This is a genomic window from Amycolatopsis sp. NPDC045836 (assembly GCF_056431745.1).
Genome location: NZ_JBWKKF010000025.1, coordinates 12,276 through 27,903 on the forward strand (window position 1 = coordinate 12,276; position 15,628 = coordinate 27,903).

Sequence of the window (15,628 nt, forward strand, 5' to 3'; positions counted from 1 at the left end):
CGAGCCGGTCGAAGGCCCACGATGGCCGGGTGACCGACCCGGAACTGATGCCGATCGGCGCGTTCGCCAAGCGCGCCGGACTGACGGCGAGCGCCTTGCGGTTCTACGACGACGCCGGTTTGCTCCACCCCGACCGCGTCGACCCGTGGACGGGCTACCGGCTCTACGGCGAAGCGCAACTGGCTCGTGCCACCCAGCTGCGTGCCTTGCGCGAGATCGGGATGCCGCTGCCCGTCATCGGCGCGTTCTTCACCGCGGACGCGGAGGAAGCCGCGCGGCTGATCGACGAACAGGTCGCCAAGGTGACCGCGGAAGCCACCGGCGTCCGGCGAGCCGCCGCGAACCTCAAGGCCGCCCTCGGCCAGGGACCACGCCGCACGGTCTGCGCGTTGCCGGGACCCGTGCTCGCCGCGGCGGCCGACCAGGTGCTGGCCACCACGGTCCACGACCCCGGCCACCCGGTGCTGGGCGGGGTGCGCCTGGAAGCCGGCGACGGTTCCCTGGCGCTGATCGCCACCGACCGGTACCGGCTCGCCCTGCGCACGGTGGTGCCCACCCGGCCGCCCACCGGTTCCTGGGCGGGCACCCTCGCCGGTGACGACCTGCGGGCGCTGAGTTCCCAGCTCCGGCGCAGCCCGGTCGTGACGATCGAAGCGGGCGAGCGGACCGCCGGCCTCCGGCTGGCCGACGACACCGTCTCGCACTGCCGCCTGCTGCCCGGGGACTTCCCCGACCACCGGCTCCTGCTCGGCTCGCTCCCACCGGTGACGCACCGCGTCACGGTCGGGAAGCAGCAGGTCATGCGCGGGCTGGAGCAGCACGCGGCGGAAACGGCCGGGTTCCGGGTGTCCGGCGGGCGGCCGAGCCTGCTGCTCGAAGACGGCGAAGTGCCGCTCGACGGTTCCGCGACCGGCGGCGAGCTGACGCTCTGGTTCGAGCTGACCACCCTGTACCCGGCGTTGAGCCAGGCGATCGGCGCCGACCTGATGCTCGACCTCCGCGGTCCCGACCAGCCCGCCACGGTCCGGTCGGCCGACGACGGCGACCTCACCACCCTCGTCATGCCCTGTCGAAAGGAACAACCATGACCGACCCCACGATGGAAGCGATCAGCGCGGCCGTGGTCCGCGGCCGCGACGGCGAAGCCGAACCGGCCCGGCGCGACCTGCTGGCCCTCTGGCAGGAGATCGGCGCGGTGGGCGACCCGTTCCACCGCTGCACCCTGGCGCACTACCTGGCCGACCTCTGCGACGAACCGGCCGAGGCGCTGGTGTGGAACGTCCGCGCCCTCGACGCCGCCGACGCCCTCACCGACGATCGCGCCCAGCAGCACCACGCCGGGCTGCAGGTGGCGGGCTTCTACCCGAGCCTGCACCTCAACCTGGCCGACGACCTGCGCCGCCTCGGCGCGTTCGAGGCCGCGGCCGAGCACATCGGCCACGCCGAGCAGCGCACCTGGGCGCTGCCCGATGGCCCGTACGGAGACACCCTGCGCTCGGCCATCCGCGAGGTGGGCCGGGCCATCGCCGCCCGGGACACCACCCGCCGGGCCTCCGCGCCGGGCACCGGGCGGTGAGGCGCTAGCCCCCGGCCAGGAACGGGCAGCCGACCAGCCGGCGGATCTCCACCGCGAGCTGCGGCGGGCTGTCCACCGGCTGCGAGAACGCCAGCCGCACGTCGTGGTCGCCCGTGGTGGACTCGACCCGCAGGCGCAGGCCGTGCCGGTCGAGCCCGAGCGGGCGGATGAGCCCGCCACGCAGCTCCTCCGGCAGGTGCCTGCCCAGCTGCTCCACCACGTCGGCGTGCTCGGTCTCCAGGTGCTGCAGCCAGCGCGCCTCGTAGCCGTGGAACGGGTCTGGCGACGCGGCGCTGAACACGTGCGGCCGCAGCGAGTGCGTGCCGTCGGCGTCCGCGAGCACCAGCGACGCCGGGGTCAGGCGCAGCATGGTCAGCCCGTGGTTCACGTCGAGCAGCCGGTGGTCCGGCCGGTCCACGGCGATCGCCACGGCCCGCGCCCTGGCCGCCGGCGGGTCCAGCGGGCGCAGGAACCCGGTGATCCAGAGCAGGCCGCGGATCGGCTCGCGCAGCGGCACCGGGGCGTGGTCGGCGAGTTCGAGCACGACCCCGAACTCGCCGCGTTCGGTTTCCGCCGCGGTCCGGACCAGCGGGTGGCCGTCGGGCAGCAGGAGGCTGACGCTGCCGCTGGCGTGCACGTGGTGCAGCACCGGGGTGACCCGGCTGCCGTCGTGCTCACCGCGGTCCACCGACGGGACCAGGGTCGCCGGGCAGTCGCGCGACGCGATGGTCTTGGCGCGCTCGGCGGGGTCCGGAGCCGGCGGGCGGCGCGTCGTGGTCGTGGGCTCGGTCAAGGTCCACCTCCTACTTAGGTGAGGCTAACCTGCCGACTCCGGTTTGGGAACCCGGGAGCTCAGCTCCCCGGCCCGCGTCCCGACCAGGTCCAGGCGTAACCGGGGTCCTCCGACGCGTCCGCCGCCTCGCCGAGGTCCAGCGGCGCGAAGGTGTCCACCATGACCGCGGTCTCGTCGAAGAAGTCCGCGCCGATCGACGCCTCCGCCGCTCCCGGCTGCGGGCCGTGGGTGAAACCCGACGGGTGCAGGGAAAGCGAGCCGACGCCGATGCCGGAACCCTTGCGTGCCTCGTAGTTGCCGCGCACGTAGAACATCAGCTCGTCGGAGTCGACGTTCGCGTGGTTGTACGGCACCGGGATCGACTCCGGGTGGTAGTCCACCTTCCGCGGGCAGAACGAGCACACCACGAAGTTCGGGCCTTCGAAGGTCTGGTGCACGGGTGGCGGCTGGTGCACGCGGCCGGTGATCGGCTCGAAGTCGTCGATGTTGAACACCCACGGGTACAGGCAGCCGTCCCAGCCGACCACGTCGAACGGGTGGTGGGCGTAGGTGTAGCGGGTCAGCCCGGCGCGGTGGCGCACCAGCACCTCCACGTCCTCGCCGTCGGCCAGCATCGGTGCCGACGGGCCGCGGATATCGCGCTCGCAGTACGGCGAGTGCTCCAGGAACTGCCCCTTGTTCGACAGGTACCGCTTCGGCGGGCCGATGTGCCCGCGGGCCTCGATGGTCAGCAGCCGCAGCGGCTCGCGCGGCACCACGCGGTAGGTGCACGAGGTCGGGATGACCACGTAGTCGCCGTCGCCGATCTCCAGCGCCCCGTAGATCGTCTCCAGGGTGCCGCTGCCGCCGTGGACGTAGAACAGCTCGTCGCCGGCCGCGTTGCGGTACAGCGGGCTCGGCACGGTCGCCACGGCGAAGCCGATGGTCACGTCGGCGTTGCCGAACAACCGCCGCCGATCGGTCACCGCGTCGGCGTCGGCGGTGAACTTGAGGTCCTGGGTGCGGAAGCTGCGTGGCTTGAGCGGGTGGTTGGGCTGGAGCGGACCGCGGTCGTCCGGCACCGCGACCGCGTCCACGATCGCCGTCGGCAGGTGGCGGTGGTACAGCAGGGCGGAGTCGGCGGAAAAGCCCTCGACCCCCATCAGCTCCTCGGCGTAGAGGCCGCCCTGCGGCGAGCGGAACTGGGTGTGCCGCTTGTGCGGGATCTCCCCGACTCGGCGGTAGTAAGGCACGGGCCCCTCCAGAAACGTGTCCGTTTTACGGACGTGTTTGTCCTTATGTCGTACGCTACTAGCGTGTCAGTCGTGTCAAGCGCTGTGGAACTCCCGCCCCCCGGCCCCCGCGGAATCCCGCCCCTGTTCGCCAGGCTGGTCGACGACTCCGCGCTCTTCCCGCCAGCGGACGCCGCGATGCCCGACGCCCTGCGCTCGTACCTGGCGACCAGGGCTGGTGCGCACGCGGGTCTCGTCGGCCTGTTCCTGTGCCAGGCGTCGAGGCTGCCGGAGCTGATCACCGAGTTGATCAAGATCAAGCCGAAGACCCCGCTGCCGTTGTCGCTGATCATCGACACCGGTCTCGGCGGGGTGCCGAAGGCGATCTCGATCGTGGAGTCCCGCGACGAGCTGCTCGACCTGCGCATGGTCGAGATGCCCGCGCCGTCGGACGTGGACGAGGTGTGGCTGGAACGGGTGTCCGAGTTCGTGCCGGAGGACGTCATCCGGGTGGTCGAGCCGCGCCGCGGCGTCGGCTGGCTGGACGGCGTGCGCAAGGTGATCGAGCACGGCAGCCGGCCGAAGATCCGCTGCGGCGGGCTGTCCAGCGAGAACTTCCCCAGCGTGGACGAGGTGGCCGACTTCCTCGCCGTGGTCAGCGCGCACACCGGCGCCTCCTTCAAGGCGACCAACAGCCTGCACCGCGCCGTCCGGCACGCGGACGCCGAGACCGGCTTCGCCCACCACGGCTTCCTCAACCTGCTGGTCGCCGCGGCCCGCTGCCTGTCGGGCAAGGACGTGCGCGCGGCGCTGGAGGAGACCGACGGCGCGGCGCTGGCCAAGGAGGTCACCGCGTTGTCCGAGCCAGCCGCGAAGGCGGTGCGCGAGCTGTTCGGCTCCTACGCCTCGGCCACGCTGCACGAATCGGTGGACGACCTGAAGGGCCTGGGCCTGCTGTGAGCGGCAGATGAGCCGCGAGGGGTCGCTGACCCTCGAGCGGGGACTGGCGCTGCTCCAGGCGGTGGCGGACGCGGGCAGCGAGGCCGCGACCATCTCCGAGCTGGCCGTCGCCATCGGGGCCAGCCGCCCGGCGGTCTACCGGCTGCTGGTGCCGCTGGCCGAACGCGGGCTGGTCTGGCGGGACGGCTCGAAGGTGCGCCTCGGCGTCGGCCTGCTGCGGTTGTCCGGGCAGGTGCTGCCGCAGCTGCGGCAGGCCGCCCAGCCGGTGCTGCGCGACCTCGCCGAGGCCGTCGGCGCCACCGCGCACCTGTCGGTCGCCGAGGGGGAGCAGGTGCAGGCGATCGCCGTGGTCGAACCGTCGTGGACGAACTTCCACGTGGCCTACCGGGTGGGCAGCCGCCACCCGATCACGGCAGGCGCCGCGGGCAAGGCCATCACGCTGCGCGGCGAACCCGGCTGGGTGGCCACCAGCGGCGAGCTGCAACCCGGCGCCTCGGGCGTGGCGGCGCCGGTGCGCGGCCTGCCGGGCCTGCGCGCCAGCATCGGCGTGATCTCGCTGGACCCGCTGGACACGGCCACCGTCGGCCCGCGCGTGGTGGAAGCGGCAGCGGCCCTCACCGGCGTCCTGAGCTGAGCAGCGGGCGGGTCATCGTCAGCAGCAGAGCCAGGTCGACGGCGAAGAGCACGCGTTCGAACAGGCCGAGCGTGACCACCGGGTCCGACGGGCCCGTGCTCATGATCCAGGCGAAACTGGCCAGCACCACGACCAGCGTGGCCGCGCTGGCCACGGACAGCCGCCGGATCGTGGTCCGCCGCGGCTCCCACGGGCAGCGGGTGTTCGAGCGGCGGGTGAGCAGCCAGCCCGCCAGCGGCAGCGACACGAACGCCAGCACCGCCCCGCCGTTGTGCAGCTGACCGTTCAGCGTGCGAGCCGTGCCGTCGGGGTCGACCGGGAACAGGCCGCAGGCCACCAGTCCCGCGCACCACAGCCCGAGCAGCACCGGCACCGCCCCACCGCGCCGGGCCCTGGCGATACCGACCAGCAGCGCCAGCGAACCGGCCGCCAGCGCCAGGCACATCACCCCGAAGATCGGCGCGGCCCCCGCGTTCACGTACTCCGACAGCGTCCGCCACAGCGGGCTGACCTCGGCGGAGAGCCGGATGTGCAGGTGAACGGCGATCAACACGGCCAGCCCCATCCCGGCCAGCGCCAGCCGTCCGGCCAGCCCGGGTGCCCTGGTCGGCAGCGTGCTCACTCGCGTTCACCTCGACTTCGTTCCACAGACACGAGCGAGTCATGTTATGCGAATGAGATCTTCTGCTTCGCTCCGGGCTAAGCGAAGGTTTGCCAGAGAGCGGCCACGGCAAACGCGCTGAAGACGAAGCCCGCCACCCGCTGGATCAGCTTCGGGCGGATGCGGTTGCGCACCTTGTGCCCGATGAACACGGCGATCCCGGCCACCGCGACCAGCGCGCAGAAGGCGCCGATGCCGACCGCGACCGGCTGCTCCAGCCGGGCGGCGAGCCCGGCGGTGGCCAGCTGCGAGGCGTCACCCCACTCGGCGGCGAACAGCACACCGAAGGAGGTCATCGCGGACCGCAGGAAGGTGACCGGCCCCGGACCGATGCGGGCGGCGTCCTCCTCGCCGTCCGCGGCCGGGGCGAAGCCCTCGCGGAGCAGGAAGAACGCGCCGACGCCGAACATCACCGCGACAATTCCGGACACCAGTGATTCCGGCAGCAGCGTCAGCACGCTGCCGAACAACACCGCGATCGTGCTCTGCACGGCAAACGCGGCGGTCACCCCGGCGAAAACCGGCCAGGCCCGGAAGCGGGTGGTCAGCACCAGCGTGGCGACCAGCGTCTTGTCCGGCAGTTCGACGGCGAAGACCAGGCCGAACGTGCTGATCAGCGCCAGTAGAGCAGCAGACATCGCGTTGGTTCACCCCTTTCACTTCAACGATAAAGGGGCAATTCCGCGGAGGGAAGCAGATGGGAATCGCGAATCGGGAGTTGAGCGGCCGGGTCAATTGAATTTCGCCACGCCTAAATAATTTCTTCCCCGACCGGGTACCTTGGTTTCATGACTGCCGAGAACGTCGTCGTGTCCACGACCACCGACAGCGAGGAGGCGGCCAGGGCGCTGGCCGCCGGCGCCGTCGAAGCCCGGCTCGGGGCCTGCGCGCAGGTCCTCGGGCCGATCACCAGCGTCTACCGGTGGGAGGGCGCGGTGCAGACCGGCCAGGAGTGGCGGGTGGAGATCAAGACCACCGGCCGCCGGGTCGAGGAACTGACCGCGCACCTGCTCGAACGGCACTCCTACGACACCCCGGAGGTGATCGCGACGCCGATCACCGGCGGCAGCCCGGCCTACTTGTCCTGGGTCGGGGAGGAAACACGTTAGGACCTAGGTCCCGGGGTGATCAGGACCAGTTGAACTGTTGAGCGCCCGCGCCCGCGAGCAGAGTCGAGGGCGTGGAAGTACTCGAACTCGCGCGGTGGCAGTTCGGCATCACCACCGTCTACCACTTCCTGATGGTCCCGCTGACCATCGGGCTGTCCCTGCTGGTCGCCGGGATGCAGACGGCCTGGGTGCGCACGGGGAACGCGCGCTACCTGAAGATGACCAAGTTCTGGGGCAAGCTGCTGCTGGTCAACTTCGCCATGGGTGTGGTGACCGGCATCGTGCAGGAGTTCCAGTTCGGGATGAACTGGAGCGAGTACTCCCGCTTCGTCGGCGACGTGTTCGGGGCCCCGCTGGCGATGGAGGGCCTGGTCGCCTTCTTCGTCGAGTCCACCTTCCTCGGCCTGTGGATCTTCGGCTGGGACCGGCTGCCGAAGCAGGTGCACCTGGCCTGCATCTGGGCGTTCTCACTGGCCACGGTCGCGTCGGCGTACTTCATCCTGGCGGCGAACTCGTGGATGCAGCACCCGGTCGGCGTGGAGTTCGTCGACGGCAGGCCGACGATGAACTCGATCTGGGCGGTGCTGACGAACAACACCGCGCTGGCCGCCATCCCGCACACCGTCGCGGGCACGTTCTCGGTGGCCGCGGCCTTCGTGGTCGGCGTCGCCGCCTGGCACCTGTGGCGCAAGCGCGCGGCCGACGACGAGCACCGCGCGGTGTGGCGCTCGTCGATCCGGCTCGGCGGCTGGGTCGGCGTGGTGGCCTTCGCCGCGCTGGCGATCACCGGTGACGTGCAGGGCAAGCTGATGTTCGAGCAGCAGCCGATGAAGATGGCCTCGGCGGAGGCGCTGTGCCACACCGAGGCGCCCGCCAGCTTCTCGATCCTGGCCATCGGCGACGTGGCGGACGCGGAGTGCGAGGACGTCAAGACCTTCACCGTGCCGGCGCTGCTGTCGTTCCTGGCGCACAACGACTTCTCCACCGAGGTCAAGGGCGTGGAGGACCTGGTCACCGAGTACCAGGCGCGCTACGGCACCAACTACCCGGACGACCCGCGGCTCGGCGAACTGGCCGGGCAGCCCATCGACTACGTGCCCAGCCTGCCGGTGACCTACTGGGGTTTCCGCGTGATGATCGGCTTCGGCGCCATCTCGGCGGGGCTCGGCGTGCTGGCCCTGTGGCTGACGCGGCGGGGGCGGATCCCGGCGAGCCCGTGGTTCCCGCGGTTGATGCTGCTGGGCATCGTCACCCCGTTCGTGGCGAACAGCGCCGGCTGGATCTTCACCGAAATGGGGCGGCAGCCGTTCGTCGTGGTCCCGAACCCCACCGGCGTCGACGGCGTCTGGATGTTCACCGCGACGGCCGTCTCGAACCTGAGCACCGGCGAGGTGTGGACGTCGCTGATCGCGCTGACCACGATCTACCTGGCCCTGGGTGGGGTCGAGGTCTTCCTGCTCCGGAAGTACGTCCGCGGTGGCGTCGACGGCGTCATGCCCCCACCCGCCAAGCCCGCCGACGACTCGGACTCCGACGACGCCGACGACTCCGACGACTCCGACGACAAAGCCCTGTCTTTCGCTTACTGAAGGCACCCCATGGCAACCACACGACCCCCGATGACCGGGACCACCCGTCCACAGCCCACCCGAACACAGCCCCCACCGCTCCCAGGGGGGCGTCCCCTGCAACAGCGTAACCGCCTCGCCCCGTCGACGGGGTTGTCCACAGGGTTCTGTGGACAAGTGCCTTCGTTGTGCACAACTTGGGGAAAACAGGTTTCACGTGGCACATCGTTCTTGACACGACCGCCGGCGGAGGTGTTCTGAGATGGACCTGGAGACGCTCTGGTTCGTCATCATCGCGGTCTTCTGGCTCGGCTACCTCTTCCTCGAGGGCTTCGACTTCGGCGTCGGCATGTTGCTGCCGGTGCTCGGCCGCGGCAACACCGAGCGCCGCGTCATGATCAACACGATCGGGCCGGTGTGGGACGGCAACGAGGTGTGGCTGATCGTCGCGGTCGGCGCCACCTTCGCCGCCTTCCCCGGCTGGTACGCGACCCTGCTCTCCGGCGCCTACCTGCCCGTCCTGGTGATCCTGCTGGCGCTGATCGGCCGCGGTGTCGCCTTCGAGTACCGCGGCAAGGTCGACTCCGACCGCTGGCGCCGCACCTGGGACCGGGTGATCGTGCTCGGCTCGTGGCTCCCGCCGCTCGGCGTCGGGCTGCTGCTGGCCACCACCGTGCTCGGCCTCCCGCTCGACGCCGACGGCAACCGCATCGGCAGTCCGCTCGAAGCGGTCCGCTGGGACACGCTGCTCGGCGCGCTCGCCTTCGCCGGCTTCTCCCTGGTCCACGGCGCCGCGTTCCTGACGCTCAAGACCGAGGGCGAGTTCCGCGCCCACGCCCGGTCCGTGGCGCTCAAGGTGCTGCCGTTCGCGCTGCTGCCGATGCTCGCGTTCCTCACCCTCGTCCAGCTCCGTGAAGGTGCACTGTGGACGGTCGTGACGCTTGCCGTCGCGGTGCTGTCGGCCGTGGTGGCGTGGCTCCGGCTGGCCGCCGACCGCGAAGGGCAGGCTTTCGCCGCGCTCGGCGTGCTGATCGCCGCCGCCGCGATCACCCTGTTCGGCGCGCTCTACCCGGACGTGCTCCCGTCCACCGGTGACCCGGCGAACACGCTCACCGTGGCGGGCGAAGCCTCCAGCCCGTACACCCTGCAGGTGATGACCTGGGTCGGCGCGTTCGGCGCCCCGGCCGTGCTGGTCTACCAGGGCTGGACGTACTGGGTGTTCCGCAAGCGCATCGGCACCCGCCACATCCCGCCGGTGCACACCCCATGACCCCCGGCCGCACCACCCTTCCCGCCAAGATGTCCAAAGTGGACACGGTGCGGCCGGGTCCGCTCGGCGCGCTGCCCTCCCTTTCGCCAGCGGCGCGCCGGGCCCTGTTCCTCGCCGCGGTGCTCGCCGCGGCCAACGCCGCGCTGCTGGTGGCGCAGGCGTTCCTGCTCGCTTCCGTGCTCGCGTCGATCGTCGGGGGCGACGCGGGGATCGGGGGCCGCACCGCCTGGCTGCTCGGCGCCGTGGGAGGACGCGCGCTGGTCGGCTGGGCGGTGCGGGTGGTCTCGGCCAGGGCCGCGGCCGGGGCCAAGGAGGAGCTGCGGGCCAAGGTCGTCGACCACGCCGCGGCGCTCGGCCCGGAGTGGATCGCCGCCCGCGGCACCGGCGAGCTGACCGCGTTGACCACCCGCGGCCTCGACGCGCTCGACGCCTACTTCACCACCTACCTGCCCGCACTGGTCACCGCCGCCGTGGTCCCGCTCGGCGCGGGCGCCGCGGTGCTCTTCGCGGACTGGCCGTCGGCGGTGCTCATCGCGGTGACGCTGCCGCTGCTGCCGGTGTTCGCGATCCTGGTCGGGAAGTACACCGCGGACCGGGTCGCCGCCGCCACCGACGCCACGCACCGCCTGTCCGGGCGGCTGCTCGAACTGGTGCGCGCGCTGCCGGTGCTCGCCGCGTTCCGCCGGGCGGAGGCGCAGGCCGGCGTGGTGCGCCGGATTTCCGACCGCCACCGCCGCGACACCCTGAAGACCCTGCGCGTGGCGTTCTCGTCGGCCTTCGTGCTGGAGCTCGCCGCGACGCTTTCGGTTGCGCTGGTCGCCGTGGTGATCGGCGTGCGGCTGGTCTCCGGCGACCTCACGCTGGCCATCGGGCTGGGCGTGCTGATCCTCGCGCCGGAGTGCTACCAGCCGCTGCGGGCCGCCGGCGCGGCCTTCCACGCCAGCGAAGACGGCGTCGAGGCGGTGCGCCGCGTCACCGGGGTCCTGGCCGAACCGGCGCCGGAACCCGGTGCCCGAAAGGTCCGCAAAGGACAGGTCCGGGTGTGCGACCTCCGTGTCCGCCGCCGGAGCGGGTTCGCGCCGGACGGCGAGGCGTTCACCGCCCGGCCCGGCGAGATCACCTGGTTGCGTTCGCCGAGCGGTGCCGGGAAGTCCACCACGCTCGCCACCCTGCTCGGCTTCGTGCGACCGGAGTCCGGCACGATCACCGTCGGCGGCCAGCCGCTCGACGGCGCCGACCTCGTGCACTGGCGGCGCCAGCTCGCCTGGGTGCCGCAGTCACCCGCGTTCACCGGCGGCACGGTCCGCGAGGAACTCCGGCTCGCGCTGGCCGACCGCGAGGAGGAACCGTCCGAGGCCGAGTTGCACGAGGTCCTGGCGGACCTGCGGCTGAGTGGCCAAGTGGATCAGCCACTCGGTCACCTGTCCACTGGGCAGCGGCAACGCGTGGCGGTGGCCAGGGCGCTGCTGCGGGCCCGGCACGGCGCCTGGCTCCTGCTGCTCGACGAGCCGACGGCCCACCTCGACGGGGCATCGGCCCGGCGGGTGCTGAAGGCGGTCCAGCAGGTCGCCGCCACCGGGGCGGCCGTGGTGATCGCCGCGCACGACCGGTCGAAGGTCCTCACCGACGAGGAACCCGGGGAAAGCACCATCGCGGCGGACGCGCCGGTCGAGCGCGAAGCCCGGCCGCTGCCGCTGCGCGCGCTCGCCGACCGCTCCTTCCTCAAGGGAGCGGCCCTCGGGGCGGCTTCGTTCCTCGCCGGGATCGCGCTCACCGCGACCTCCGGCTGGCTGATCGCCAAGGCGTCCCAGCAACCGCCGATCCTCACGCTGACCGTCGCGGTGGTCGGCGTGCGCACCTTCGGCCTGGCCCGCGCCGGACTCCGCTACGTCGAGCGGCTCGCCACGCACGACGGCGCCTTCCGCACCGCCACCCGCCTGCGCGCCGACCTGTGGCGGGCGCTGGTGCGCATCGGCCCGGTCGGCACCGCCGCCCTGCGCCACGGCGAGGGCCAGCGCCGTCTGGTGTCCGATGTGGACACCGTGCGCGACCTGCTGCCGCGGGTGGTCTCGCCGCCGCTGGTCGCGGTGCTGGTGGTGGCGGGCGCGGTCGCCGTGCAGACCGCCGTGCTGCCGGTCGCCGGGCTGTACCTCGCGGTGGCGGCGCTGGTCGCGGGCCTGCTCGTACCCGCGCTCGCGCTCGCGCTGGAACGCCGCTCGACCTCGGCGCTGGCCGAGGGACGCCGTGACGTCGCGGCCCGCGTGCTCACCCTCTTCGAAGCCGCCGCGGAACTGCTCGCGTTCGGCGGTTTCCGCCGGCACCGGCGCGCCCTCGCGCTCGCCGACGACCGGCTCACCGGCGACGCGCACCGGCAGGCGTTCGGCGCCGGTGCCGCCGACGCGCTGGTGGTGCTCGCGATGGGTGGCGCGACGGTCGCGTCCACCGTGGCCGCCGCCGGATCTGCCTTCGCCGGCACGCTCGACCCGGTGCTCGCGCCGGTGGTCGCCCTGGTGCCGCTGGCACTGGCGGAGGTGCTGCTGCAACTGCCGCCGGTCGCCCAGCACCGGGACGAACTGCGCCGCGCCCGCACCCGGCTCGCCGCGGTCCTCACCGCACCGGACGGCCCGGCGGCCGAGCACACCGACCACATCGAGCTGACCGACGTGGACCTGCGCTGGCCGGGTGCGCCCGAACCGGTGCTGCGCGGGGTGACGCTGACCGTTCCGCGTGGGGCGAAGGTCGCCATCACCGGCCCGTCCGGGGCGGGCAAGTCGAGCCTGCTCGCCTTGCTGCTGGGTTTCCTGGCGCCGGAACGCGGGCGCGCGCGCATGCCGGGCGAGGTCGCCTGGGCCCCGCAGGAGCCCGGTCTCGTCGCGACCACCGTCGCCGAGAACCTGCGCCTCGCCGATCCACACGCGACTGCCGACCGGCTGCGCGAGACGCTCGACGTCGCCGGGTTGCCCGACGTGGACCTCGAAACGCTGCTGGGCAGCGGCGGTTCGGGGCTGTCGGGTGGCCAGGCGCAACGCGTGGCCTTGGCGAGAGCGCTGCTCAAAGCGGAGAGCAGTGATCTCGTCCTGCTCGACGAGCCCACCGCGCACCTCGACGAGCAGACCGCGCACGAGGTCCGCGAGCGGCTCGCGGAGGTGCTGCGCGGCAAGACCGTGGTCTGGGTCACGCACCGGCTGGAGGAGGCCGCCGCCGCGGACGTCCACCTGGACGTGCGCGACGGGCGAGTGCGCGTGCTGTCGCTGAGCGGTGTTTAACTTGTTGACGCTGATGGACCCCACACTTGCCGCGCGCGCCCTCTCGGCCGCCACCGAGATCACCACCACCGCCCTGTCCGGCGACGACCCGGCGGCGGTGCTGGGCTCCGTCGTCCGGCACGCCGCCGAACTCGCGCGTGCCGACCTGGGCCTGCTGATGACCCGTGCCGAGGACGGCGGGGTGGTGGTCGAAGCGGTGGCGGGCACCCTCGGCGAGAACGTGCTCGGCCTGGTGCTGCCCGCCGAATCCGCCGCCGGCCGGGTCGCGCAGGGCGCCGAGTCCGTGGTCACCGCCGACGTGACCACCGATCCCCGCACCGCGCCCTACGTGCCGCGTGAACTCGGCCGGTTCGGCCCGTTCGCGGCGGCGCCGTTCGGCAGCGGTGGCCGGCGGCTCGGCGTGCTCACCGTCTACCGCGAGCACGGCAGCGAGCCCTTCTCCGAGGAGACCGTCGAGGTGCTGACCGCCTTCGCCACGCAGGCGGGCGTGGTGCTCGCGCTGGCCGAAGGCGCCAACGCCCGCAGCCGCGTGACGCTGTACCAGGAGCGCGAGCGCATCGCCCGCGAGCTGCACGACGTGATCGTGCAGCGCCTCTACGCCGCCGGGATGCAACTGGACCGGGTGCGGCGGCGCATGAGCAAGCGCTTCGCGCGGGCCGACGAGGCACGGCTGGGCGAGGCGATCGACCAGCTCGACGAGACGATCGAAGAGATCCGCGGCACGGTGCGTGCGCTGCGCTCACCCGAACCGGAGCAGCAGCAGCTGCCCGCAACCGATCTCGCCGAATCGGCGCGCGCCGAGGTCCGCATCGCCGGGGAACTCCTCGGTTTCCCGCCGACGCTGGAGCTTTCCGGTGAACTGGCCGACATCCCGGCCGAACGCGCCGACCACATCCGCGCCGCCCTGCGGGAGGCGCTGTCCAATGTGGTCAGGCACTCCGGCGCCAGCGAATGCCGGGTGACGCTGTACCGGGACACGAGCGAGATCCGGTTGCGGGTGCGGGACAACGGTTCCGGCGTTCCGCAGGACGTGGCGAAGCGTGGTCTGCGCCACCTCGCCGAACGGGCGGGCACCGCGGGCGGCAAGTTCTACCTGAACTCGTCGCCGAGCCTGGGCACGCTGGTGGCGTTCGACCTCCCGCTCTAGTGCTTCTCGCGGCGGGCGATCCACGCCGCCGCCTGGGTGCGCCGCTGCATGCCGAGCTTGGCCAGCACCGACGTGACGTAGTTCTTCACCGTCTTCTCCGCCAGGAACAGCCGTTCGGCGATCTCCCGGTTGGACAGTCCCTCGCCGATCAGCTCGAGGATGCCGCGTTCGCGCTCGGTCAGCGCCGCCAGTTCGTCCTCCGGCGGGTGCCGCATCTTGTCCAGCACCTTCGCCGTGGTCAGCGGATCGAGCAGCGACCGGCCGGCGGCGACCTCGCGCACGGCGTTGACCACGTCCTGCCCGCGCACCTGCTTCAGCAGGTACCCGGACGCCCCGGCCATGATCGCGCCGACGACCGCTTCCTCGTCGTCGAAGGCGGTGAGCATCAGGCACTGCGGCGGGTTCGGCCGCGACCGCAGCTCGCGGCACAGCTCCACGCCGCTGCCCTCACCCAGCCGCACGTCCACCACGGCGACGTCGGGTTCGAGGTGCATCGCCACGGCCAGCGCCTCGTCCACCCCACCGGCCTCGGCGACCACCTCGATGTCCGGTTCGTCACCGAGCAGATCACGCAGCCCGCGCCGCACCACCTCGTGGTCGTCGACGAGCAGAACCTGGATGGGCACGCCTCGAGGTTACGCCGCCTGCGCTGCGGTGACGCGGTGGACGATCAGGACGGCCAGGCCCGCCGCGACGGTCTGCAGGGCGGTGGCGACCGTGGTCAGGGTGGCTGCCTGGCGCAGGGTGGCGGCGGAGACGGTGCGCAGCACGATCTGGCCGACGTACTGGTCCAGCAGCAGGCTCGCCACCAGCGCACCCCACCACCGGCCGATCAGCGGGCTGCCGCGGAGGTCGTTCAGCTCGGTCTCCACCACGGCTTCGGGACGGCTCGCCTTCTCGATGTCCGAGAGCACCTGGGCGGGGAACCAGAAGTTGACCACCGGGCAGAACCAGCCGCCGATCACCCAGCCGCGGGTGCGGCGGTGCCGGGCGGGGCAGCGGGCCTCGGCGTTGCGGCGGGCGCGGTGGCTCCACCGGATGAACAACGCGGCGGCGACCAGCGTCACCACCGCGTAGGCGGCGAAGAGCAGCGTGTTGCGGTCCTCGGCCGCGTGGAGGTCGGCGATGGTGAGCCCGGCGGTGCCGGCGATGTAGTCCTCGGCCACCGAGGAGGTGTGCCAGCCCGCCACCGTCACCGCCACCTTGGCCAGCACGGACGACGCGATGAGCGCGCTCGCGGCCCGCGCGTGCCCGCGCAACGGCAGCACCGGGCGGGTGGGCAACTGCTGTTCGGACATGGCTTCCCCCCAGAAGACGCCGGCCGGCCGCCGGATTGCCTGGTCATCGCGGGAAACGGCGGTGGTGTTTCACCGTGGCTCCGGATCGGGCCGGCCGGGTGGGCATAGCCCCTTCGGGCTACTCTGCGTGCATCC

15 protein-coding genes are annotated in these 15,628 nt (G+C 72.4%); 9 read left to right on the forward strand and 6 right to left on the reverse strand.

Features of this window, described 5'->3' with window-relative positions; all coding sequences use genetic code 11:
- Positions 1-29 precede the first annotated feature (29 nt).
- Together AC07EG_RS33825 and AC07EG_RS33830 are read left to right on the forward strand one after the other, a co-directional pair.
- Complete coding sequence (locus tag AC07EG_RS33825) at positions 30-1,088, forward strand: DNA polymerase III subunit beta family protein (RefSeq protein ID WP_478257315.1); 1,059 nt, start codon at positions 30-32, stop codon at positions 1,086-1,088.
- Positions 1,085-1,576 carry a hypothetical protein gene (locus AC07EG_RS33830; RefSeq protein WP_478257316.1) on the forward strand — a complete coding sequence of 164 codons (492 nt, stop codon included), beginning with the start codon at positions 1,085-1,087 and terminating at the stop codon, positions 1,574-1,576. The genes AC07EG_RS33825 and AC07EG_RS33830 overlap by 4 nt, the downstream gene beginning before the upstream one ends.
- A 4-nt stretch (positions 1,577-1,580) precedes the next feature.
- Here the strand turns inward: AC07EG_RS33830 and AC07EG_RS33835 are convergent, their stop codons facing one another.
- Entirely contained in the window at positions 1,581-2,369 is a 789-nt protein-coding gene (locus tag AC07EG_RS33835; RefSeq protein WP_478257317.1) for a DUF2470 domain-containing protein, read from the reverse strand.
- Positions 2,370-2,428: 59 nt separating this feature from the next.
- On the reverse strand, positions 2,429-3,601 hold the full coding sequence (locus AC07EG_RS33840; RefSeq protein WP_478257318.1) for a homogentisate 1,2-dioxygenase: 1,173 nt from the start codon (positions 3,599-3,601) through the stop codon (positions 2,429-2,431).
- 84 nt (positions 3,602-3,685) lie between these two features.
- On the opposite strand from AC07EG_RS33840, the gene AC07EG_RS33845 reads away from it, so the two are divergent.
- Both AC07EG_RS33845 and AC07EG_RS33850 read left to right on the forward strand, forming a co-directional pair.
- Positions 3,686-4,540, forward strand: a complete 855-nt coding sequence (locus tag AC07EG_RS33845) for a hypothetical protein (RefSeq protein WP_478257399.1) — start codon at positions 3,686-3,688, stop codon at positions 4,538-4,540.
- Between the two features lie 7 nt (positions 4,541-4,547).
- Positions 4,548-5,174, forward strand: coding sequence for an IclR family transcriptional regulator (locus tag AC07EG_RS33850; protein WP_478257319.1), 627 nt, complete (start codon positions 4,548-4,550; stop codon positions 5,172-5,174).
- Here the strand turns inward: AC07EG_RS33850 and AC07EG_RS33855 are convergent.
- Positions 5,155-5,739 (reverse strand): DUF998 domain-containing protein, encoded by a 585-nt coding sequence (locus AC07EG_RS33855; RefSeq protein ID WP_478257400.1) that lies wholly within the window; start codon positions 5,737-5,739, stop codon positions 5,155-5,157. The genes AC07EG_RS33850 and AC07EG_RS33855 overlap by 20 nt on opposite strands.
- 134 nt (positions 5,740-5,873) lie before the next feature.
- A complete protein-coding gene (locus AC07EG_RS33860; protein WP_478257320.1) occupies positions 5,874-6,473 on the reverse strand; it encodes a TMEM165/GDT1 family protein in 600 nt (199 codons plus the stop codon).
- Positions 6,474-6,623: 150 nt separating this feature from the next.
- Between AC07EG_RS33860 and cutA the strand changes: the two genes are divergently transcribed.
- The 5 genes from cutA (at position 6,624) to AC07EG_RS33885 (ending at position 14,195) form a co-directional block, all read left to right on the forward strand.
- Positions 6,624-6,944 carry a divalent-cation tolerance protein CutA gene (gene cutA / locus AC07EG_RS33865; RefSeq protein WP_478257321.1) on the forward strand — a complete coding sequence of 107 codons (321 nt, stop codon included), beginning with the start codon at positions 6,624-6,626 and terminating at the stop codon, positions 6,942-6,944.
- 71 nt (positions 6,945-7,015) lie between these two features.
- Positions 7,016-8,533, forward strand: coding sequence for a cytochrome ubiquinol oxidase subunit I (locus AC07EG_RS33870; RefSeq protein ID WP_478257322.1), 1,518 nt, complete (start codon positions 7,016-7,018; stop codon positions 8,531-8,533).
- 241 nt (positions 8,534-8,774) lie between these two features.
- Positions 8,775-9,782 carry a cytochrome d ubiquinol oxidase subunit II gene (gene cydB / locus AC07EG_RS33875; RefSeq protein ID WP_478257323.1) on the forward strand — a complete coding sequence of 336 codons (1,008 nt, stop codon included), beginning with the start codon at positions 8,775-8,777 and terminating at the stop codon, positions 9,780-9,782.
- Between the two features lie 29 nt (positions 9,783-9,811).
- Positions 9,812-13,048, forward strand: a complete 3,237-nt coding sequence (gene cydD / locus AC07EG_RS33880; RefSeq protein WP_478257324.1) for a thiol reductant ABC exporter subunit CydD — start codon at positions 9,812-9,814, stop codon at positions 13,046-13,048.
- Positions 13,049-13,061: 13 nt separating this feature from the next.
- Positions 13,062-14,195, forward strand: coding sequence for a GAF domain-containing sensor histidine kinase (locus AC07EG_RS33885; RefSeq protein ID WP_478257325.1), 1,134 nt, complete (start codon positions 13,062-13,064; stop codon positions 14,193-14,195).
- On the opposite strand, the gene AC07EG_RS33890 is transcribed toward AC07EG_RS33885, so the two are convergent.
- Both AC07EG_RS33890 and AC07EG_RS33895 read right to left on the reverse strand, forming a co-directional pair.
- Positions 14,192-14,821, reverse strand: coding sequence for a response regulator (locus AC07EG_RS33890; RefSeq protein WP_478257326.1), 630 nt, complete (start codon positions 14,819-14,821; stop codon positions 14,192-14,194). The two genes, AC07EG_RS33885 and AC07EG_RS33890, sit on opposite strands and share 4 nt — an antisense overlap.
- 9 nt (positions 14,822-14,830) lie before the next feature.
- Positions 14,831-15,493, reverse strand: coding sequence for a DUF4328 domain-containing protein (locus AC07EG_RS33895; protein WP_478257327.1), 663 nt, complete (start codon positions 15,491-15,493; stop codon positions 14,831-14,833).
- Positions 15,494-15,628: the final 135 nt, after the last annotated feature.